Origin of the sequence: Chryseobacterium sp. GM_Chr_2, from assembly GCF_026540445.1 — a bacterium.
Taxonomy (GTDB): Bacteria; Bacteroidota; Bacteroidia; order Flavobacteriales; family Weeksellaceae; genus Chryseobacterium.
In genome coordinates, this window is record NZ_JALNUD010000001.1 from 660,809 (window position 1) to 681,332 (window position 20,524).

16 protein-coding genes are annotated in these 20,524 nt (G+C 35.1%); 4 read left to right on the top strand and 12 right to left on the bottom strand.

The annotated features are described in order from the left end of the window. Positions 1–43 precede the first annotated feature (43 nt). Positions 44–3,034, bottom strand: a complete 2,991-nt coding sequence (locus OXQ85_RS02960; RefSeq protein ID WP_267402260.1) for a reprolysin-like metallopeptidase — start codon at positions 3,032–3,034, stop codon at positions 44–46. Between the two features lie 287 nt (positions 3,035–3,321). After that, a complete protein-coding gene (locus OXQ85_RS02965) occupies positions 3,322–5,355 on the bottom strand; it encodes a M43 family zinc metalloprotease (protein WP_267402262.1) in 2,034 nt (677 codons plus the stop codon). 94 nt (positions 5,356–5,449) lie between these two features. On the opposite strand from OXQ85_RS02965, the gene OXQ85_RS02970 reads away from it, so the two are divergent. Next, a complete protein-coding gene (locus tag OXQ85_RS02970; protein ID WP_267402264.1) occupies positions 5,450–5,935 on the top strand; it encodes a hypothetical protein in 486 nt (161 codons plus the stop codon). Here the strand turns inward: OXQ85_RS02970 and OXQ85_RS02975 are convergent. The 9 genes from OXQ85_RS02975 to lpxB all read right to left on the bottom strand — a co-directional run bounded on the left by OXQ85_RS02975 (position 5,932) and on the right by lpxB (position 16,909). Then, the gene (locus OXQ85_RS02975) at positions 5,932–6,594 is read right to left on the bottom strand and encodes a DUF6048 family protein (protein ID WP_267402265.1); all 663 of its coding nucleotides are present in this window, start codon (positions 6,592–6,594) and stop codon (positions 5,932–5,934) included. The genes OXQ85_RS02970 and OXQ85_RS02975 overlap by 4 nt on opposite strands. Next, a complete protein-coding gene (locus OXQ85_RS02980; protein WP_267402266.1) occupies positions 6,551–7,030 on the bottom strand; it encodes a DUF6452 family protein in 480 nt (159 codons plus the stop codon). The genes OXQ85_RS02975 and OXQ85_RS02980 overlap by 44 nt, the downstream gene beginning before the upstream one ends. Before the next feature lie 30 nt (positions 7,031–7,060). Next, positions 7,061–8,476: a 23S rRNA (uracil(1939)-C(5))-methyltransferase RlmD gene (rlmD, locus tag OXQ85_RS02985; protein WP_267402267.1), complete on the bottom strand. Its 1,416-nt coding sequence runs from the start codon at positions 8,474–8,476 to the stop codon at positions 7,061–7,063. Between the two features lie 108 nt (positions 8,477–8,584). Continuing rightward, positions 8,585–10,126, bottom strand: a complete 1,542-nt coding sequence (locus OXQ85_RS02990) for a TlpA disulfide reductase family protein (protein ID WP_267402268.1) — start codon at positions 10,124–10,126, stop codon at positions 8,585–8,587. Positions 10,127–10,261: 135 nt separating this feature from the next. Next, complete coding sequence (locus OXQ85_RS02995; RefSeq protein WP_039365171.1) at positions 10,262–11,029, bottom strand: succinate dehydrogenase/fumarate reductase iron-sulfur subunit; 768 nt, start codon at positions 11,027–11,029, stop codon at positions 10,262–10,264. 24 nt (positions 11,030–11,053) lie between these two features. Beyond that, a complete protein-coding gene (locus OXQ85_RS03000) occupies positions 11,054–13,066 on the bottom strand; it encodes a fumarate reductase/succinate dehydrogenase flavoprotein subunit (protein WP_267402270.1) in 2,013 nt (670 codons plus the stop codon). A gap of 15 nt (positions 13,067–13,081) precedes the next feature. Beyond that, a complete protein-coding gene (locus OXQ85_RS03005) occupies positions 13,082–13,744 on the bottom strand; it encodes a succinate dehydrogenase cytochrome b subunit (protein WP_267402271.1) in 663 nt (220 codons plus the stop codon). A 143-nt stretch (positions 13,745–13,887) separates the two neighbouring features. Beyond that, complete coding sequence (locus tag OXQ85_RS03010) at positions 13,888–15,663, bottom strand: ComEC/Rec2 family competence protein (RefSeq protein WP_267402272.1); 1,776 nt, start codon at positions 15,661–15,663, stop codon at positions 13,888–13,890. Between the two features lie 142 nt (positions 15,664–15,805). After that, the gene (lpxB, locus tag OXQ85_RS03015) at positions 15,806–16,909 is read right to left on the bottom strand and encodes a lipid-A-disaccharide synthase (protein ID WP_267402273.1); all 1,104 of its coding nucleotides are present in this window, start codon (positions 16,907–16,909) and stop codon (positions 15,806–15,808) included. A 132-nt stretch (positions 16,910–17,041) separates the two neighbouring features. On the opposite strand from lpxB, the gene OXQ85_RS03020 reads away from it, so the two are divergent. Both OXQ85_RS03020 and OXQ85_RS03025 read left to right on the top strand, forming a co-directional pair. Beyond that, positions 17,042–17,551 carry a DUF2480 family protein gene (locus tag OXQ85_RS03020; protein WP_267402274.1) on the top strand — a complete coding sequence of 170 codons (510 nt, stop codon included), beginning with the start codon at positions 17,042–17,044 and terminating at the stop codon, positions 17,549–17,551. Positions 17,552–17,674: 123 nt separating this feature from the next. Beyond that, a complete protein-coding gene (locus tag OXQ85_RS03025) occupies positions 17,675–18,340 on the top strand; it encodes a DUF937 domain-containing protein (protein ID WP_267402275.1) in 666 nt (221 codons plus the stop codon). A gap of 64 nt (positions 18,341–18,404) precedes the next feature. On the opposite strand, the gene OXQ85_RS03030 is transcribed toward OXQ85_RS03025, so the two are convergent. After that, positions 18,405–18,524, bottom strand: a complete 120-nt coding sequence (locus OXQ85_RS03030) for a 30S ribosomal protein THX (protein WP_267402277.1) — start codon at positions 18,522–18,524, stop codon at positions 18,405–18,407. Positions 18,525–18,744: 220 nt separating this feature from the next. Here OXQ85_RS03030 and aspS point away from each other — a divergent pair, with 220 nt between their 5' ends. Next, positions 18,745–20,499 carry an aspartate--tRNA ligase gene (gene aspS / locus OXQ85_RS03035; protein WP_267402279.1) on the top strand — a complete coding sequence of 585 codons (1,755 nt, stop codon included), beginning with the start codon at positions 18,745–18,747 and terminating at the stop codon, positions 20,497–20,499. Positions 20,500–20,524 lie beyond the last annotated feature (25 nt).

Here is a 20,524-nt window from a genome sequence, read left to right on the forward strand (position 1 = left end):
CTCAAGTAAAACTTGAGGATTCATCAGTATTTAAAGTAGTTTATTACTTTTTAATAAATTTAAAGCTTTCTGAAATATTATTATCCTTTACAGAGATAATATAGTTTCCTTTCAATAGTTCAGTTACATTTACTTTATTATTATCAATAGTTCCTTTTTTAACAATCTGACCTACTGTATTATGAATTTCGTAAGTAGCTTTGTTTGAAACTTTAGTTACATTCAAGATATCTGATACCGGGTTTGGATAGATTCCAAAGTTGTCTTTTTTCTTAACATCATTTGTTGCTAAAACAAGAGGAGCAATTACAACATTATAGTCTTCAAATTCTCCATAGGCACCTGTATATACTCCACAAGCTGTACCGATATAAGAACCTGATGTGCTTGTATATAGAGCTCCTACACGCATTCTAAGTCCTAGACCTGTAACTGCATTTGCAGGAAGTGTAAATGTCGTAGATACAGGATTTGCAGTAGTAGCAGTTGAAGTCAGAATTCTTTCAGAATCTTCAAACGTTCCGTTTCTATTGAAATCAATCCATGCTGATGTAGCCATAGGGTATGGTGTGGTACCACTTAACCAACCTTTTGTTACCGTAAGGGTATTAGTACTACCTGCAACTAGATTAATTTGCAATGCAGAATTAGCAACATAGCTAGTATAAGTACTTGCAGACGATGTATTGCTAATATTTGCAATTGCAACATTTGCAATATGATCATCAGCAGCAGTACCTGAAGAAACTGCACAATAAGTTCCAAGAGTTAATGTTGTAAAGTTTGCAGAAGGAGAGAAAGTTCCTGTAGTACCAGAACATACAGCAGCTACTTGAACTTCATAAGCAGTACCATCCGCTAAGCTATTTAAGAAAGCTGTGTTTGTACTAGATGTAATTTGTTGCCAAGCAGCATCTGTAAGCTTCTTATAACGAATAACATACGATGTCGCTCCTACAACTGGTGGCCAGTTTGCAGTTGCACTACTTTGTGTAATATTAGTAGTTGTAACCTCTTTAGCAGCTTCGCCACAAGTAGCAAATACTGTAACATTTACTGCTTTTACAGCATAAAATACATTTCCTATGGAAGAAATTCTTATTTTAATATTCTGTCCGTTTGTTGATGCAGGCAAAGTAACACCTTCTGAACCATCATTTGGTGTTGAAGCAACAAGAGTCGTCCATGAAGCTCCGGTAGGATCTGTCGTGTAATCAATTTTTACGTTAGCAACACTATATGGTGAAGCCGTTGTATTTGCAACATCCCACGTAATATTAACAGGAGCAGAATAATCAAGATATGATGGTACAGTAAGTTGGAAAGGACCATCATTACCCACAGTAATTGTTTGCTCAGCATATTGAGTCTGACGTTGCATGATATCTGGATTGTTATCTCTTACCGTTACCGCAAATTTACTAGATCTGGCAACTTTAGAAACAGATTCCCATCCATTGTTTGAATTATCTAAAACTCCAGCTAAAACAGAAGATAATTTAGGAAAATATCTTGTAGGGCTTGTAGTAGGAGTAAATGATCTAAATGAAGCACCGTAAGTTGTTGTTCCGATATTATTCTTATTAATAGCCTGCGCAGTGGTAGAGTTATTAACTATTTCCCCACTATTAACCTGTTCCCAAGTATAAGTTAAAGGATCATTTTCAGGATCCGTTGCATTCGCTGTTAAAACAAATGCTGTACCTTTTGGAATTGTGTAAGTTGGCAAAGCATCAATTACTGGCGGATTATTATTTATTGATGTCTCAACGTCACAAGTTTTAGCAATTAAATTTGCTTGAACCTGTCTGATACTTACATTATGAAAGTAAGAATCAGAATTTGCCTGAACATCAGTATTAGCACCCGTAATACCTGCATATCCCATAATAGTAGATCCTGAACCTGGTTCAACGTTTACTAAGTATGGCTCTAAACTTTGTGAAAATGTATGGTTTGCTCCCAATTGGTGACCAAGCTCGTGAGCTACATAATCAATATCAAAGGTATCACCTTGAGGAACACCATTAGCTGGGGAAGTATATCCAGAACCTTTTCCTTTAGGAACATTTGTAGTAGGATCTACACAAACACACCCAATACACCCCGCGTTACCTCCTCCACCGGTAGCACCGAATAAGTGACCAACGTCATAGTTGGTATTTCCAACCATATTGGTTAATGTATTTTGTAATTCAAGATTCCAAGCTCCCGCCGCACCTCCAACTTGTGGAGAAGGTAGTACTGCATCAGTATAAGGATCAGTAGCTGCATCCGTAAAAATTACGTTATCGTAATCCTGTAAATTAAGATGTAACGCAAAATCTTTTTCAAAAACACCGTTGACACGAGTCATTGTAGCATTAATTGCCGCTAATGCTCCTGCCTTGGTTCCACCATGATATTGCGTATACTCTCCTGTAACCGACATTACCAATCTCATTGTTCTGTACTTCTTATCAGAAGTTTTAGCAAAATTGGTTGGTTGATTAGTAAATGACTTACCATTATCTAACAAACCATTAATCTGTTTTATAGCTTCTGGAGACTCATTTGTAGAACAAGCAAATCCGTTTTTATTTCCTTGTGTTTTAGGATGTACTCCATAAACTGTTTTAGCCGCATCTTGTGGCTCAATAAATTCATACTCTCCATCCTTGATAATCATAGATTGAAAATCATTTGGAGCTACTGAAAAACGTAAAAACTTTGTAGGATCATCAATCCCAACTCCCACATAAGAACCTAATTGATATTGTTCCGCCAATGATTTTACAACAACAGGGAAACTATAAACCGCAAATTTCTCTACCTTCCCATGCAATGTAGGTAAAGATATTTCTACAGGTTTAGCGTTTGGACCTGTTTCTTGTGCATTTTTAAGTTGCTCTCGGATCTTTCCTAAATCCAACTTATAATATTGGCGCACATGAGAAAATTTTTCTTTTTGTCTGTCAAATGTAGTGGGAGTCCATTGTGCTACAGCAGAGCCTCCTATCAAACTACAAAATAAGGCAGTAATTATTTTTTTCATATGATAAAAATTTGATCCCAAAAATAAACATGTATTTAATAAATCACAAGAAATAATTAACTTATTTTAAAATAAATTAAAATTATCAGGTGGTGACTGTAAAATAATTGATCTTAATCAAATTAACATACCGTATTACCATTAAATATATTTTTATAAAAAAGTATTTTATCTAAAAAAAAGTTTCTAAACAAAAAAAATATTAAATAAAAACTTCAAAAAGGTAAGTAAAACAAAAACCCCATAGTATGATTACCATGGGGTTTTTATTTTTTATTTCAGTTTAATTATTTTTTAATAAACTTAAAACTTTCTGAAATATTATTATCCTTTATAGAGATTATATAGTTTCCTTTCAATAATTCAGCAACATTTACTTTATTATTATCAATTTTTCCTTTTTTAACAATCTGACCTACTGTATTATGAATTTCGTAAGTAGCTTTGTTTGAAACTTTAGTTACATTCAAGATATCTGATACTGGGTTTGGATAGATGCTGAAATTGTCTTTTTTAAATACTTCATTTGCCGCTAAAACTTGGTTTGTAAAAGCTTTAGTTCCATAACTTGCAATATCTGTATCAGCATGATAAATTGTAACCCCATTAGTAGATAAATCTACATAACCACCATAATCTAAGCCATCGCCATAAGCATCAGAAATTGTAAATACATAACAATCTAATGGCAATGTCCATGTTTGAGTAATAAGTGGTGGTAGAGGAGTATCTTCATCCGCATCTTCTACATCAGCATATGGTCCACCATATTTTACAACTTGTCCAGCACTATTTTTTAGCGTCCACATTGTCTCTGAGCCAAAGTAATCCCTTTGAAGTTTAAATGTAACTGTAGTTGCACCCGCAAAATATTCAGGAGCTGTTGGTTTATTATAATTGCCACTCACCGTATTATTTGTAGTTCTTTGATCAGCTCCTCCATTTACAGAACTAATAGAAGCCGTTACAGGAGATGTTGGTGTTAAATTACTTACCGGAATAGAAATAACACTATATTTATCTTGGGCTAAACTACCCGTCCAGCTATAAGTTTGAGCAGCTGCTCCATTAACTGAATAAGAAATTGTAGCAGCAGTAAGTGTACTTGTACCTCTATTATATAATGATAGACGAATTACTCCCCCCCCACAATTTCCAGAAGCACACCCTCCATCAAATTTAATTTCAGCATCATTAGCAAATAAAGGAATAGGTTGATCTGCCAATGACGTTTTCAACTCCATTCTTCTAGGAGAGTTATTCATTACAGTCGTAATTCTTGTTTTTTGATCATTTGTGAAAATATTCATACATGCATCATTAGTATAATCCATATAGTTTTCAAACATTTCGTCTGTTGTTCCACATATATTAGGTCTTGGATGCGTAGGACATCCTCCGTTAGAAGTTCTATGTATAGGAGTGTCTGCACAATAATCATCACCACATAATGCATCTCCCCAAATATGTCTTAATCCTAAATAGTGTCCCACTTCATGGGTCATTGTTCTACCTTTATCATAAGGAGCAGAAAGTAAGAAGTTATTATTTGTATTATAATCACTACTTCCAAACGTAGCAAAGTTTGCCACTACACCATCTGTATTTGCATCTCCCATATCTGGATCCAAACCTGCTAATGTAGAATTTGAAGGAAATTGAGCATATCCTAACAATGAAGCATCAGCAAAATTTACACTCCACATATTCATATATTGAGTAGGATCCCAGATTGTTGTAGGTTTCACATAGTCATCTATATCATACTGAGACCAACTATCTTGGCAAAGATTTACTCTATCAATACCATTTGTAGGATTTCCGTTCGGATCTACTTTAGCCAATACAAATTGAATCTGAGTATCTGCCCCTACCGGATTTGTATTATATCCAGGAGAATTTAATATTTTTCGGTAATCATTATTCATAACCGTAATCTGAGACATTACTTGCTCGTCAACGATATTTGGTGCTACACCAACATTTTGTCCACTATGAATTACGTGAACAACAACAGGAATCGTAATTATATTTCCATTTTGAGATTTATTAGCTTTAGTTCTTTCTACCAAAGGAGCTAGCCATGCTTCAAATTGTGCATCTGTCAACCTTTTAGGGTTTTTTGATCTCAAATAGTTTTCATATTCTACAGTAGAGCACCTATCAAAACCCTCCGTCTTCGCAAGCTCCCCTGCCGATTTTTTAGCAAACTTAAACTCCTTTTTAATAATTTTATTACCTTTTTGAACTTGAGCATTAAAAATACCTACGCATAATATTGGTAATAAAAATAGAGTCTTTGAAATAGTAAATTTTCGCATTCTATAAATTTATTTAATTTTGCAAATATATCACATTTGGCACAATTTTTAATTAATTATTAATTAAAAAGCTAAATATTTAGAACAAAGCAAAATGAAAATCAAACTGCTATTCACTCTATCCTTTTTAATGTTATTAAACTTAAAATGTATTTCTCAACAGAATAAAGAAAAACAAACAAATAACACAAATATAACTTCAAAAAATTCAAAAATAGAAAAAATACAGATCACAGAACAAACAAGAGGAACAAACAAGTTGATAACCTTCACTCCACTTTCCAAAACTATTTCAGTGAATGGAGAAACTACTACTTCATCAATCACGTCTGAAAAATGGCAAAACATTGATAAAGAAGCTTCTTTAATTGATTTAGAAAAAATATCAACTTACGAATCGCCTACTACTGGCAGATTTTCAGACAGAGCTTTAGCTTCATCTATTATTATTTCAGTGGATGGAAAGCAATACAAATCTTCTTCTTTTGATGCAGGAATGCCCCCAAAAGAATTGGAGGCATTATATAATGTACTTAATAATGGTATAATTAAAAAGAGACCTACACCGCGTATTCGTTAAAATTTATACGCCAAATTCCATGCAAATCCCATATTAAACTTTGACGAACTTCTTCCAAAGCCCGGGACGATCATGGGTTGAATATCATCCTGTTTTGTAGTGAAAACCATATATTTAGGCTGAAGATTTACATCTATATAAAAATTAGATTCGAATAGCTGCACTCTACCACCAATTGTTCCTTCGATCCAATACGATGATTGGGTTGAAGACGGATATGAAACCGAAGCATTACTTCCTCCATAACCACGCACCGGAACCGACATATATTCCTGACTATAAAATGATCCGGCTACTTTTCCACCAGCATAAAAACCATTGAATTCGTTCTCTGTATCTTTAGCCAACATATAAAAAGCACCTAGCTTTAAAAACGGACCATTTACCTTCGCATCATAGCCATTTTTCTGGTAGATATTCTTCTCAAAACCGGCATCAATTACCGCATGCACATTTCTATTTATTTGTGAAGATATAAATCCCTGATATAGCATTCTGTCTGAAAAGAATGAAACTCCCAGATTCAGAGCATCCGCACCAACCATGAAATTGGGTTTATACTTCCATTTCTCTTTTTCTGCTTCCTCTTTCTTGTTCTGAGCGAAACTCAGCAAGCTACAAAGACTCAAAAATAAGGTATAGATTAGTCTTGTCTTCATTCTCTATAAAATTTTGTGCGGTTTCTACTGATAAAACCGGCGTAGCAGTTATTAATTCTGAACTTAAATTTTCGTAATCTTTTTTCACTCCACATCCAGGCGATACGTAAGTGGACTTGGTGGTGTAACTAACTTTAACATGAGACTCCTGCCCTTTATTAGTTAACCTGAAATATACATCGGTATAAGGAGAATCATCCACTCTTAAAGGAACCAGGCGTGAAGTGGCCGAATTCGTTCCACCTAGCTGAACTTTACCCGAACCGTAGTCTACCGCCACATAAATAGAATCCAATGTGGTTTCTTTATCTCCTCTTTTAAAGGAAACCTTCATTCGGGGTGTTCCTTCGCCACTTTCACAAATATCATCGTCGCCTCCGCATGACACAAGCATGCTGAGAAAACCGATCATCAGGAAAAATTTAAAGTACTTCATATTAAAATTTGAAATTCAAATTTAATTAAATTATTTTTTAATCAACAACGCGATATTTTCAACGTGGTGCGTTTGTGGGAACATATCTACCGGCAAGATTTTAACAACGGTATAATGATCTTTCATTAAGGCTAAATCTCTCGCCTGAGTCGCAGAATTACAGCTTACATACACCACTTTTTCAGGTGATAATTTTAAAATCTGCTCAACCACTTTCTGGTGCATTCCGTCTCTTGGCGGGTCGGTAATTAAAACATCTGCTTTCGGATGATTTTCAAGGAATTCATCATTGAAAACATTTTTCATATCACCACAATAGAACGTTGTATTCGTAAGACCATTCAGTTCAGCATGTTCGATAGCTGCATCAATAGCTTCCTGAACGGATTCTATACCGATAACCTGCTTCGCATTTCTTGCTACATACTGTGCAATCGTTCCTGTTCCTGTATATAAATCATAAACCACCTCATCACCTTTTAAATCGGCAAATTCAAGGGTTTTTCTGTATAATTCTAATGCTTGCTTATAATTGGTTTGAAAGAAAGATTTGGGGCCAATTTTGAACTTCAATCCATCCATTTCCTCCATTAAAAATCCATCACCAAAATAAACATTTACATCCAAATCATAGATAGAATCGTTTGGTTTAGGATTGATGGCATATACCAACGTTTTAATTTGTGGAAATTTCTCCAGAACAAATTCGAAAAGCTTTTCTCTGTTTTCTTTTTCTTCTCTATACAACTGGAAAAGAACCATCCACTCCCCTTTAGAGTTTTGTCTCATCATTAAAGTTCTTAAAAAACCGTCATGATTTTTAACATCAAAAAAGTCCAGCCCTTCATTTACTGCATAATTCTTAACAGCTAATCTGATAGCATTGGAAGGATCTTCCTGAAGGAAACATTCTTTAAGATCAAGAATTTTGCTCCACATTCCCGGAATATGGAATCCAAGGGCATCTTTGCTTCCGAAATTTTCTTCTGAACTGATCTCATACTGAGTCAGCCAACGGGCATTGGAAAAAGAAAATTCCATTTTATTTCTGTAAAAATACTGCTCTTCAGAACCTAAAATCGGAACGGTTTCAAAATCTTCAATTCCGCCAATTCTTTTAATATTGTTATAAACCTCTTCCTGTTTGAATGCCAATTGCTTTTCATAGCTCATATTCTGCCATTTGCAACCACCACAAACACCAAAGTGAATACATTTCGGCTCTACTCTGTAAGGAGATTTTTCAATCACTTCCACAGCCTCGCCTTCAAAATATTTAGACTTTGCTTTTTTCACCCTTACATTCACAATATCACCTGGGATCGCTCCAGAAACCATCACCGCTTTTCCTTCTTCCGTTCTTCCGATCGCAACACCTTTAGCCCCTGCGTTTAAGAGCTTTATATTTTCAAGAATTAAATTTTTCTTATTATTCTTCCTACCCATTCTAAAAATTTCTGTTTTTCTAATCGAAACACTTCTGTTTCAGCTTGCAAAAATACAATAAAAAAAACCTTATCCGAAGATAAGGTTTCTATCTATATTCAATATAAATTATTTTGTTGGAGCCGGTTGCGGATTTGCAGGCTGTGGAGCTTGCTGAGCCGCAGAAGGATCAATATTCAATCCTGGCTGCATTTGCGCTTGTGGAGCAACTTTAGGAGCAGAAAGACCTGTTTGCTTATCTAAGATCTCTACCAATTCCTGCTCACCAAGATTCACAAAAGATCTTGAAGCCACTTTACCGTCTTTATCTACGATAATGAAGTTTGGCAATTTAAAAGCATATACTCCATATTTTTTAGCGATATCAGAGTTTAAACCTCCTTCTGCATAAACATTTGTTCCTGCAATACCTTTTAATAAAGAGTTGCTTGTTTTGATAAACTGATCTTTCGTATCATCTACATTTACAAAAACAAAGTTCATTTTAGATTTGTAAAAGTTCACCACTTCTTTCAAAATTGGAACTGTAGCTTCACCGATATAAGGATTCCAAGATGCATAGAATGCGATCATATAAGGTTTTCCTTTGTTTTCAGAAAGCTTGTAAGCTTTTCCGTCTTGCTTCACTAATGATGCATCCGGAGCAACTTCACCAATTTTCAATCCGTTTACTGCTAATTGAATCTGAACTAAATCTTTTTTAATCGTTGCATCTTTAATATCTTCATCGATGATTTTTTTCACCTTGTCCATCGTCTTCGCAGGAGTACCCGGGTGAATATCAGACTGAGCCATTACAAAAGCCAAAAGATAATCTTTCGTTAGCTGAGAAACTTCTTTTTTCTCTTTTAAGAACTGGCTGAATAATTCAGAAGTCGTGATATCTGTTTTCCCTTTGCTTTTTGCTTCTGCATATTTTTGGAAATCAGGGCTCATTTTTGATAAAAGGTAGCTTCTGTAAGCCGGATTTTCTTTTACCATTTCATCCTTATTTTCCTGAAGCTTGTTTTCGTAATCTGTGAAAACTTTAGCTACTTTGAAAGATGGATTTCCAGACATCTGCTTTTTCATCATTTCGTATTGTCCCATGATAGAAAGCAATGTGCTTTTAATATCATTTTGTTTCCATTTGATAACTTCGCTATCCGGACTGAATTTTTTAGCGTTTTCGTCGATATTTTTGTTAATATCAGTCTCCACCTTCTGAATTCCTTTTACGAATGTAGCTTCGTCTTTCGTCATCAGATCGTTCATGTTTACCTTCTGAGCATAATCAGCAAGATATTTCTGAGTAGCTGTAAAGAAATCATTATTCTTTTTGGCATCACCCGTAATTACATATTCCGAAGGGAATGTAGCTCCGTTTCCGGAAATTTCAAGGTTCTGACCAGCTTTTAAATAAATTAAATTTTGTTTTCCACCATAAGAGATTACGTACATCCCGTTTTTAGGAGCTTCAAAACTTCCTGCAAACGTTCCGTCGTTTTTCATTCCGATATTCGCCAAAGGTAATGTTGCCACCCCTGAAGCTTCGATGAATTCTATTCTCTCCAATGGAGAACCTCCCGTGATTTTTCCTTTTACTTCAACTTTTTTAGAGCAAGACATCGCAAAAATCGCGATGATAAACAATAAAAGATATTTTTTCATTTTGAATTTTATAATTACGCAAAAATAAGTTTTTAACTAAACTAAAAGCAACTAAATAGTACTTTTATGAAAGATTTAACTAAAAAAAATCGCCATCCGGTGAGGAGACGATTTTTTATTTATTTAAAACAGGTTTTATCCTCTGTCAGCAAGAGCTGCCATGTATTCTCTGTTCATTCTCGCGATGTTTTCAAGAGAAATTCCTTTCGGACATTCTACTTCACAAGCGCCTGTGTTTGAACAGTTTCCGAATCCTTCTTCATCCATCGCTTTCACCATGTTCAGAACTCTTCTCTTCGCTTCTACTCTACCTTGAGGTAAAAGAGCATACTGAGAAACTTTAGCTCCCACAAATAACATTGCAGAACCGTTTTTACATGTCGCTACACAAGCTCCACATCCGATACAAGCAGCAGCATCCATTGCCTTGTCTGCATCTTCTTTAGGAACCGGAATGGCATTAGCATCCAAAGTATTTCCTGAAGTGTTCACCGAAATGAAACCACCTGCGGCCATTACTCTGTCGAATGCGCTTCTGTCTACCATTAAGTCTTTAATAACAGGAAAAGCAGCACTTCTCCATGGTTCAATAACGATTGTTTCACCGTCTTTGAACATTCTCATGTGAAGCTGGCAAGTCGTGATACCCGTATCTGGACCGTGTGCTCTACCGTTGATGTAAAGAGAACACATCCCACAGATTCCTTCACGACAGTCGTGATCGAAAGCGATAGGCTCTTTACCTTCGTTAATGATATTTTCATTCAGAATATCTAACATTTCTAAGAAAGAAGAATCTGTAGAAACATCTGATATTTTGTAGGTCTCGAACTGACCTTTAGTTTTGCTATTTTTTTGTCTCCAAATTTTTAGGGTAAGATGAAGGCCTTTTTTTGCACTCATAATTATTTATTTATAGGTTGGAGATTATTTGTAACTTCTTGCTTTAACTTCAATGTTTTCGTAGATCAAGTCTTCTTTATGCAGAACTTCTGTGGTGATATCATCAGTTTGATATTCCCAAGCTCCAACATATTTAAAGTTAACATCATCTCTTTCTGCTTCCCCTTCCGGAGTTGCATGGTCTTCTCTGAAGTGTCCTCCACAAGATTCGTTTCTGTGTAAAGCATCGATAGCCATTAATTGCCCAAGCTCGATAAAGTCTGCCACTCTGAATGCTTTTTCAAGCTCAGTGTTCATTCCGTCTGCATCACCAGGTACTTTCACATCTGCCCAGAATTCTTTTTTCACTTGAGCAATTTCAGCAATAGCTTCTTTCAAGCCTTCAGGAGTTCTTCCCATACCCACTTTATTCCACATAATGTGTCCTAATTTTTTGTGGAAATAATCAACGGAATGAGTTCCTTTATTATTTAAGAAGAATTGTACTTTATCTTTAATTTCTTTTTCAGCTTTGTCAAAATCCGCAGAATTCGTAGGAATCGCGCCTGTTCTAATGTCTGCAGAAAGGTAATCTGCAATCGTGTAAGGAAGTACGAAGTATCCGTCTGCCAAACCTTGCATCAACGCAGAAGCTCCCAGTCTGTTCGCTCCGTGATCTGAGAAGTTAGCTTCACCGATTACGAAACATCCAGGGATCGTAGACTGTAAGTTATAATCAACCCAAACACCCCCCATTGTGTAGTGAACCGCAGGATAAATCTTCATTGGAGTCTTGTAAGGATCATCAGCAGTAATTTTCTCATACATTACGAATAAGTTACCGTATTTTTCCTCAACCCAAGCTTTTCCTAAATCATAGATCTGCTGATCTGTAGGATTGTGAATATGTTTTTCGATAGCGGCTTCTTTACCTTTTTTGATGATCTCTGTAGAGAAATCCAAGTAAACACCTTCTTTAGTATCATTATTTTCAATTCCGTAACCCGCATCACATCTTTCTTTACCAGCTCTTGACGCAACGTCTCTTGGTACCAAGTTTCCGAATGCAGGATATCTTCTTTCTAAATAATAATCTCTATCTTCTTCTTTAATATTTTCTGGTCTAAGCTTTCCTTCTCTGATTGCTACTGAATCTTCAATTTTCTTAGGAACCCAGATTCTTCCTGAGTTTCTAAGAGATTCAGACATCAAAGTTAATTTAGACTGCTGTGTTCCGTGAACCGGAATACAAGTCGGGTGAATCTGTACATAACAAGGGTTTGCGAAATACGCTCCTTTTTTGTGGATTTTCCAAGCTGCAGAAACGTTTGATCCCATTGCGTTCGTAGAAAGGAAATATACGTTTCCGTAACCTCCTGAAGCAATAACTACAGCGTGAGCAGAATGTCTTTCGATTTCACCTGTCACCAAGTTCCTTGCGATAATCCCTCTTGCTTTTCCGTCTACAATTACCAACTCCATCATTTCGTGACGGTTGTACATCTTAATTCTCCCTTTACCGATCTGACGGCTCATTGCAGAGTATGCACCTAGTAATAACTGTTGACCTGTTTGTCCTTTAGCATAAAAAGTTCTTTTCACCTGAACCCCACCAAATGAACGGTTATCTAACTGACCTCCGTACTCACGTCCGAAAGGAACACCCTGAGCAACACATTGGTCGATAATATTTGCAGAAACTTCAGCTAATCTGTAAACGTTTGCCTCTCTTGCTCTATAGTCACCACCTTTGATGGTATCGTAGAATAATCTGTACGTAGAGTCACCGTCTCCCTGATAATTTTTAGCTGCGTTAATCCCCCCTTGAGCCGCAATAGAGTGCGCTCTTCTTGGAGAATCCTGATAGCAGAATGCTTTTACATTATATCCCTGCTCAGCCAAAGTAGCTGCAGCAGAACCACCTGCCAAACCTGTACCTACAACAATAATATCAATCTTATCTCTGTTGTTTGGTGCAACAAGGTTCATATGGTCTTTATGATTTTTCCACTTATCCTTTAAAGGACCCGCCGGAATTTTTGAATCTAATTTACTCATATTAGTATATTGATATTATTGAGTTACAAAGTGATAAATTGCGATAAAAATAAACCCTGCAGGAATAAGGATAGAATACCATTTTCCAACAGCTTTAATTACCGGAGTATATTTTGGATGTCTCGCCCCAATTGACTGGAATGAAGACTGGAAACCGTGAGCCAAGTGTAATCCCAATAAAACAAAAGCAATTACATAAATAGCCACTCTCCAAAGATCTGCAAACTTCTCGTGAAGTTCCGGCCAGAAGCGTTCTGCGTCAGGAGCGATTCCCTCCACATACTTGTAAGTGATCTCGTGTAACCAGAAATCATACAAGTGAAGCGCCAAGAAAGCCAAAACAACAGCACCAGAAATAATCATATTTCTAGACATCCATGAAGAATTCGCAGAAGCGTTGTTTGCAGCGTACTTTACAGGACGCGCTTTATTGTTCTTAATTTCCAGCACAAATCCCATAATGAAATGGAAAATAACTGCAAAACCAAGAACAGGCTGCATTAAGAACTGCACAAAAGGATTATAGCCCATGAAATCTGATGCTGTATTGAAAGCATCGCGGTTCAGGACTGATAACAAATTGGTCGTCAAATGCAGTATAAGAAAAATCAGCAAAAATAGAGCTGATAATGCCATAGCATATTTTCTACCTATCGTAGAACTCGTTAAACCTGCCATATAAGTTTAAATTTGAATTTCCACAAAATTAAGAAATGTTAACAATATCAAAAAGTGAGAAATCTCACAATTAGTCAGTTTGTAATCTTTCTAAATAAGAATTTAAGAGGTTATAAATAAAGGAAAAACAAAAAATTTAACAATTATTTGACATGATAAATTTCACCATTAAAAACAATCTTTTCGGTATCCGTAGGAAAAGTTTTCACTTTTGTTTTGTTCAAACGTCTTGAAGCGGTATAAGGAGCAATAATGAATTCCGTAATCTTCTCTTTGTCTGAATCTTCATTAATCCAAAAGCAAGCTTCGTCACCTTTTTTCACAGAAAATATAACGTGTTTGTTAAAATCATGGACTAAAATTTCCGTCTTTTTGTTTTCATAAAAATTAAAACCTGTTCGCAACAGAAAAAAAGTAAAAATCGTCATTATCAATCTCGCAGAATTTTTAAGATTTAATTTTAATATGGCAAACCTCATCATGTAAACAATTGCAAAGAGTGAAAATACCTCAAGCAAATTCATAGAAATATTCTCAAAAAACAAATTTTCAAAGTCCGCAAACCAGTGGATAATCTTCAGTAAGACCTGAATAATGAAATCATAGACGATATTTAAAAAGCCAAAATCAAGATTAAAAGCAATCAAAGCGGTCATCAAAAATGAAAACACAATAATGACTTCCGAAAATGGAACAATGAAAAAATTAGCAATAATAGAAATAAGCGAAAACTGATGAAAATAATACAAAACCAACGGAAGCGTCGCCAACTGCGCTGAAATAGAAATTGAGATCGTGTTGAAAATTAATTTTTTAAACCAATTATTCTGCTTTGGTAAATAATTTAAAATCGGTTGATTCAGCCAGAAAATTCCAAGAACTGCTAAAAAACTCAGTTGAAAACCAACATCAAAAAGCTGCTGAGTATCAAAAATTAAAATGATAAAAGCCGATAACGACAAGGAATGCAGCAAATCTGGTTTTCTTTGAAGCAAAACATAGGCAAAATAAATACTCAACATAATGCTGGAACGCACAACCGAGCTTCCAAAACCAATAAAAACGGTAAACAACCCAATGAAAATTAAGCTTGAAATAACTGCATATTTTCGCAACTTCAGTGGTAAAATTTTAATCAGTAAAAAGTAGAATAATCCAAAAATCACAACGATATGCGTTCCTGAAATTGCCAGAAAATGCACTAATCCAGATTTATTAAAATCCTGAACCGTTTGCGCATCTATTTCTGTTCGGTCGGCGAGAATAATTCCTTTTAAAAATTCTCTTGTTTGAGCCGACATCTTTACTTTGTCAATATTATGAAGAATTTTCAGCCTTTTTTGTGAAAATTTTTCATTTAAACTTAAATCATTTCTTTTAACAGAAAAAACCTCATCGTTGAGATAACATTGATATTCAATATTTTTTCTTTGAAGATATTTGGAATAATCAAACTGAAAATCATATTTTGGAGATTTTGGTTTTGAAATATAAGCGACTGATTTATAATAATGATCGAAATCTAATTCTCTTTCACTTTTAGAAATATAAATTATCGCATTAAAATTATCTTTTCCCGCCTGAATTTCCGCTTCGTATTTTCTATTTTTCTCATTAGAATTCAATTTTTTAGAAATTTTGAAAACAATGGTTTCATTTTTAGCAACCGAAATATTTTGTGCAGAAAATGAATTGAAAAAATGCAGCACAACTCCGATTCCGAAGAACATTGAACCTAGTAAATACGGTTTTGCTTTATGAAAAAAGAAAGATTTGAAGAATGTAGAAATTAAAATTAATCCACAAAAGCCAATAATCCAATAGATAAAATTTTCATCCAAAGAAAATTGATCCTGAAAAAATATTCCAAGGATAAAACAGATTACAAGAATTAAAAGCGGCTGTTTATTCAATTTCAAAATTTGTGTTATTCAAAAATAATGAATGAGATAAAATTTTACAAATCAGCGAATTGAAACTTATTAAAGTAACTTAAATTCATTCTAAAAAAGAAAAACCGCGGAATATTATTCCACGGTTCATATCATTATTATAAATATTTTAAACTTTTAAAATCACCTCAGCCGCATTTTCGCTGGCTCCTTTTCCGCCTAGTTTTTCTCTCAATAATTCATAATCTGCCAAAACTTGAGATCTTTTATCAGTTTTGAGAATTTTCTTTAATTCTTCAACCAGATTATTTGTATTCAAATCATTCTGAATCAATTCTTTCACCACTTCCCGATCCATAATTAAATTTACCAAAGAAATATACTTGATATTTTTAACCAATCTTTTAGCAATCGCATAAGAAATTTTACTTCCCCGATAACAAACCACTTCCGGAATATTCAACAAAGCAGTTTCTAAAGTTGCTGTTCCTGAAGTCACCAAAGCTGCTTTTGAACATCTCAGCAAATCATAAGTTTTATTAGAGACAAAATGCACATTATCATCTACATACTTCTGATAAAACTCTTTCGGAAGACTTGGCGCTCCGGCAATAACAAATTGATATTCTTTAAAATAAGGACGAACAGAAAGCATAATTTCAAGCATTTTTTCCACTTCCTGTGCTCTGGATCCCGGTAAAAGTGCAATGATTTCTTTTTCGTTTAATTGATGTTCTGCTTTAAAATTTTCAACACTAATATCCTGTAAAGTTGAAATAGCATCCAACAAAGGATGTCCCACAAAATGCGAATGAACCCCATGTTTTTTATAGAAATCTTCCTCAAATGGAAGAATGACCATCATTTCGTCCACATATTTTTTAATGATCTCCACTCTGCCTTCTTTCCAAGCCCACAGCTGTGGAGAAATGTAATAAATTACCTTTATTCCCAATTCTTTAGCAAATTTTGCAATCCTTAAATTGAATCCCGGATAATCTACCAAAATCAAAACATCCGGTTTATGATTTTTTATATCTTCCTTGCAAAATTTAATATTATTCAGAATCGTTCGCAGGTTCATTGCTACTTCCAGAAAACCCATAAAAGCCAAATCACGGTAATGTTTCACCAAGGTTCCGCCTTGCGCTTTCATCAGATCGCCACCCCAAAATCTGAATTCTGAGTGGGGATCTTTCTCTTTTAAAGCTTTCATCAAATTACTTCCGTGTAAATCTCCGGAAGCCTCGCCTGCAATAATGTAATATTTCATTTCTTCTGAAATCTTTTATTTTTATCCCTATAAAGACCTAAGTTATGGGAGGTTTCTATGACGGGAATAGAGAACAAATTAATCGTTTGTTGAATCTTAATTCGTAAATTTGTTCAAAGATAATGATAAAAAATGTCAGAAGAATTTGAAATCCGAAATAAAGTTGCGGAGAGCGGTTTAATCAACTTTGACCTTGCAACACTCCTTCCGAAAGGCGCTAGAAAAGGAATCGATCTTAAAAATTTTCTTTTCATGGAAATGATTTTGAAAGAAAAAGATTTTCGTGAAAAAGTAGCGGCTATCGACGTTGAAGAATACAGAGACAGCTACGTTTATATTTACAATTCAGCAGATGCCATTGTTCCACTTTGGGCGTATTTTCTGATTACGGCTAAACTTACGGATGCTACTAAAAAGATCGTTTTTGGAAATAAAGAAGATTTGGAAGTTATCCTGATGCATCAGGCCATTCAAAGTTATGATTTTGATGAAATGATTGGAAAAAGAGTTTTGGTAAAAGGCTGTTCAGATAAAGAAATTCCAAATAATGCTTATATCGAATTGGTAGAACAATTGCAACCGATCGTGAAATCTTTGATGTTTGGGGAAGCATGTTCTAACGTTCCGATTTTAAAAAATTAATACTTAAAAATCAACATCTTAAAGTAACATATAAACTTTAAGATTACTTTTTGATTAAAAAAAATTATTCAGGAATATTTTTTGATAACTTTGGTTGATTAACAATTAAACAAACACAAAACTATGAGTTTAATCGACTTACTTACAGGAAATACAGGCAATCAGGTTGCTGATCAGGCTGAAAGTAAATTCGGCATCAGTAGAAATCAAATTATTGCTTTATTGGCGGTGGCTGCACCTTTGATCATTTCTTATCTTAGAAAAAAATCTCAGGATACTAAAGAAGCTGAAGCGCTGAATAATGCATTAGATAAAGATCATGATGGAAGCATTTTAGATGATGTTTCGCAAGCTGATGCAAGACAGGATGAAGGAAATTCTATTTTGAGCCATGTTTTTGGAAATGATAAGCAAAATGTAGAAAATCAACTTTCTCAAAATACAGGAATTTCCATCGATAAAATCGGACCGATATTGGCCATGCTTGCTCCCGTAATTATGGGATATATTGGTAAAGAAAAACAACAGAATAATGTTGGTGTCGGAGGTTTAGGTGATTTGTTAGGCGGAATTCTTGGAAATGCTTCAAATCAGGCTCAAGGACAACAATCAAGCCCTTTAAATGATATTTTAGGAAGCGTTTTAGGCGGTGGAAATTCTCAATCTTCAGGCAATCCTTTGAATGATATTCTGGGAAATGTGCTTGGAGGACACAATGCTGGAAATGGAAACTCAAAACAACAAAGCGGTGGGCTAGGCGATTTGTTGGGAGGAATTTTTGAAAAATAAATAATTTAATTTTGTATAAAAAAGACCGGAGAAATTGTTCTTCGGTCTTTTTATTTTTGATAGTTTACTTCTTCGATTTGTCTTCTGAAGTTTCAAAGGATTTTGAAGTTTTTCTTGGTCTTCTTTTACCGTAACTTCCGTTGTTGATCTTTCCTCTTCTTGATTTTTTGTCTCCTTTTCCCATAGTAAATAATGTTTGTTGTTATCACGAATTTAAAAAATATCATTTGAAGAAAGCTTAGAAAAGCTGTTAAAATTTTTATAAAACTTAGAACAAATAGCTTTAAGAAGATTTTCTTTCTTAAGAATTTATTTACAGAACTATTCAAAAATCTTATCTTTGCACACGAAAATTAAAGGTTTAAACTATTGAACCTTAAACATTGAACTTTAAACAAACAATTATGTTTCGATCGCACACAAACGGAGAATTATCTCTTCAACATCTTAATGAAGAAGTTACACTTTCAGGATGGGTACAAACCATTCGTGATAAAGGATTTATGATTTGGATAGATCTTCGAGATCGTTACGGAATTACTCAGTTGGTTTTCGACCAAGACCGCTCTACAGCGGAATTGATGGAAAATGCAAAAAAATTGGGACGAGAATTTGTGATTCAGGTTACAGGAAAAGTAATTGAAAGAGTAAGCAAAAACCCCAATATTCCAACAGGAGAAATTGAAATTTTAGTTGAAAAATTAACGGTTCTTAATGAATCTCAGCTTCCGCCTTTCACCATTGAAGATGAAACAGACGGTGGTGAAGAATTAAGAATGAAATACCGTTACTTGGATATCAGAAGAAATCCTGTAAAAGATAAATTGATCTTCCGTCACAAAATGGCACAGAAAGTAAGAAATTATCTTTCAGACGAAGGTTTTATTGAGGTTGAAACTCCGGTTTTAATTAAATCTACTCCGGAAGGAGCAAGAGATTTCGTGGTTCCAAGCAGAATGAATCCGGGACAGTTTTATGCATTGCCACAGTCTCCACAGACTTTCAAACAATTGTTGATGGTGGGCGGAATGGATAAATATTTCCAGATTGTAAAATGTTTCCGTGATGAAGATTTGAGAGCCGACAGACAGCCGGAATTCACCCAAATCGATTGCGAAATGGCTTTCGTAGAGCAGGAAGATGTGATGAATGTTTTTGAAGGAATGACGAAGACATTAATTAAAGATATTACAGGTCAGGAATTCGGAGCTTTCCCAAGAATGACGTTTGCTGATGCAATGCAGAAATACGGAAACGACAAACCAGATATTCGTTTCGGAATGGAGTTCGTAGAACTTAATGATTTAGTAAAAGGAAAAGATTTCAAAATATTTGATGACGCAGAATTGGTTGTCGGAATCAATGTTGAAGGATGTGCAGAGTATACAAGAAAACAAATCGATGAACTTGTTGATTGGGTAAAAAGACCCCAAATCGGAGCTTCAGGAATGATTTGGGCTAAATTCCAGAATGATGGTGTGAAAACTTCTTCTGTGAATAAATTCTACAACGAGGAAGATTTAGCCAAAATCATCGAAAAATTCGGGGCAAAAGAAGGCGATTTAATGCTAATTCTTTCCGGAAACGAGCACAAAGTAAGAACTCAGCTTTCTGCGTTAAGAATGGAGCTTGGAAACCGTTTAGGATTGAGAAAAGGAGACGTATTTGCACCACTTTGGGTAGTTGACTTCCCGTTATTGGAATTTGATGAAGAAAGCGGACGTTACCACGCGATGCACCATCCTTTCACGTCACCAAAACCTGAAGATATTCATTTATTAGAGACAGATCCTGGAAAAGCAAGAGCCAACGCTTACGATATGGTTTTGAACGGAAACGAAATCGGTGGAGGTTCTATCAGAATTTTTGATAAAGATCTTCAGTCTAAAATGTTTGATCTTTTAGGATTCTCAAAAGAAGAAGCAGAAGCACAGTTCGGATTCCTGATGAACGCCTTTAAATACGGAGCCCCGCCCCACGGTGGCTTGGCTTTCGGATTTGACCGCTTAGTAGCTATTTTAGACGGAAACGAAGTGATCAGAGATTATATCGCATTCCCGAAAAATAATTCGGGACGTGATGTGATGATCGATGCGCCATCATCGATTGCTGATGAACAGCTTGATGAATTGGAATTACAATTGAATTTAAAAGTATAAATTTGAAGCGGAGATTTTTCTCCGC

What these genes read in the sequence shown, in the direction of transcription:
- OXQ85_RS02960 (WP_267402260.1), bottom strand. Translation starts at nt 3,034, where the DNA reads ATGAAAAAAATAATTACTGCCTTATTTTGTAGTTTGATAGGAGGCTCT.
- OXQ85_RS02965 (WP_267402262.1), bottom strand. Translation starts at nt 5,355, where the DNA reads ATGCGAAAATTTACTATTTCAAAGACTCTATTTTTATTACCAATATTA.
- OXQ85_RS02970 (WP_267402264.1), top strand. Translation starts at nt 5,450, where the DNA reads ATGAAAATCAAACTGCTATTCACTCTATCCTTTTTAATGTTATTAAAC.
- OXQ85_RS02975 (WP_267402265.1), bottom strand. Translation starts at nt 6,594, where the DNA reads ATGAAGACAAGACTAATCTATACCTTATTTTTGAGTCTTTGTAGCTTG.
- OXQ85_RS02980 (WP_267402266.1), bottom strand. Translation starts at nt 7,030, where the DNA reads ATGAAGTACTTTAAATTTTTCCTGATGATCGGTTTTCTCAGCATGCTT.
- rlmD (WP_267402267.1), bottom strand. Translation starts at nt 8,476, where the DNA reads ATGGGTAGGAAGAATAATAAGAAAAATTTAATTCTTGAAAATATAAAG.
- OXQ85_RS02990 (WP_267402268.1), bottom strand. Translation starts at nt 10,126, where the DNA reads ATGAAAAAATATCTTTTATTGTTTATCATCGCGATTTTTGCGATGTCT.
- OXQ85_RS02995 (WP_039365171.1), bottom strand. Translation starts at nt 11,029, where the DNA reads ATGAGTGCAAAAAAAGGCCTTCATCTTACCCTAAAAATTTGGAGACAA.
- OXQ85_RS03000 (WP_267402270.1), bottom strand. Translation starts at nt 13,066, where the DNA reads ATGAGTAAATTAGATTCAAAAATTCCGGCGGGTCCTTTAAAGGATAAG.
- OXQ85_RS03005 (WP_267402271.1), bottom strand. Translation starts at nt 13,744, where the DNA reads ATGGCAGGTTTAACGAGTTCTACGATAGGTAGAAAATATGCTATGGCA.
- lpxB (WP_267402273.1), bottom strand. Translation starts at nt 16,909, where the DNA reads ATGAAATATTACATTATTGCAGGCGAGGCTTCCGGAGATTTACACGGA.
- OXQ85_RS03020 (WP_267402274.1), top strand. Translation starts at nt 17,042, where the DNA reads ATGTCAGAAGAATTTGAAATCCGAAATAAAGTTGCGGAGAGCGGTTTA.
- OXQ85_RS03025 (WP_267402275.1), top strand. Translation starts at nt 17,675, where the DNA reads ATGAGTTTAATCGACTTACTTACAGGAAATACAGGCAATCAGGTTGCT.
- OXQ85_RS03030 (WP_267402277.1), bottom strand. Translation starts at nt 18,524, where the DNA reads ATGGGAAAAGGAGACAAAAAATCAAGAAGAGGAAAGATCAACAACGGA.
- aspS (WP_267402279.1), top strand. Translation starts at nt 18,745, where the DNA reads ATGTTTCGATCGCACACAAACGGAGAATTATCTCTTCAACATCTTAAT.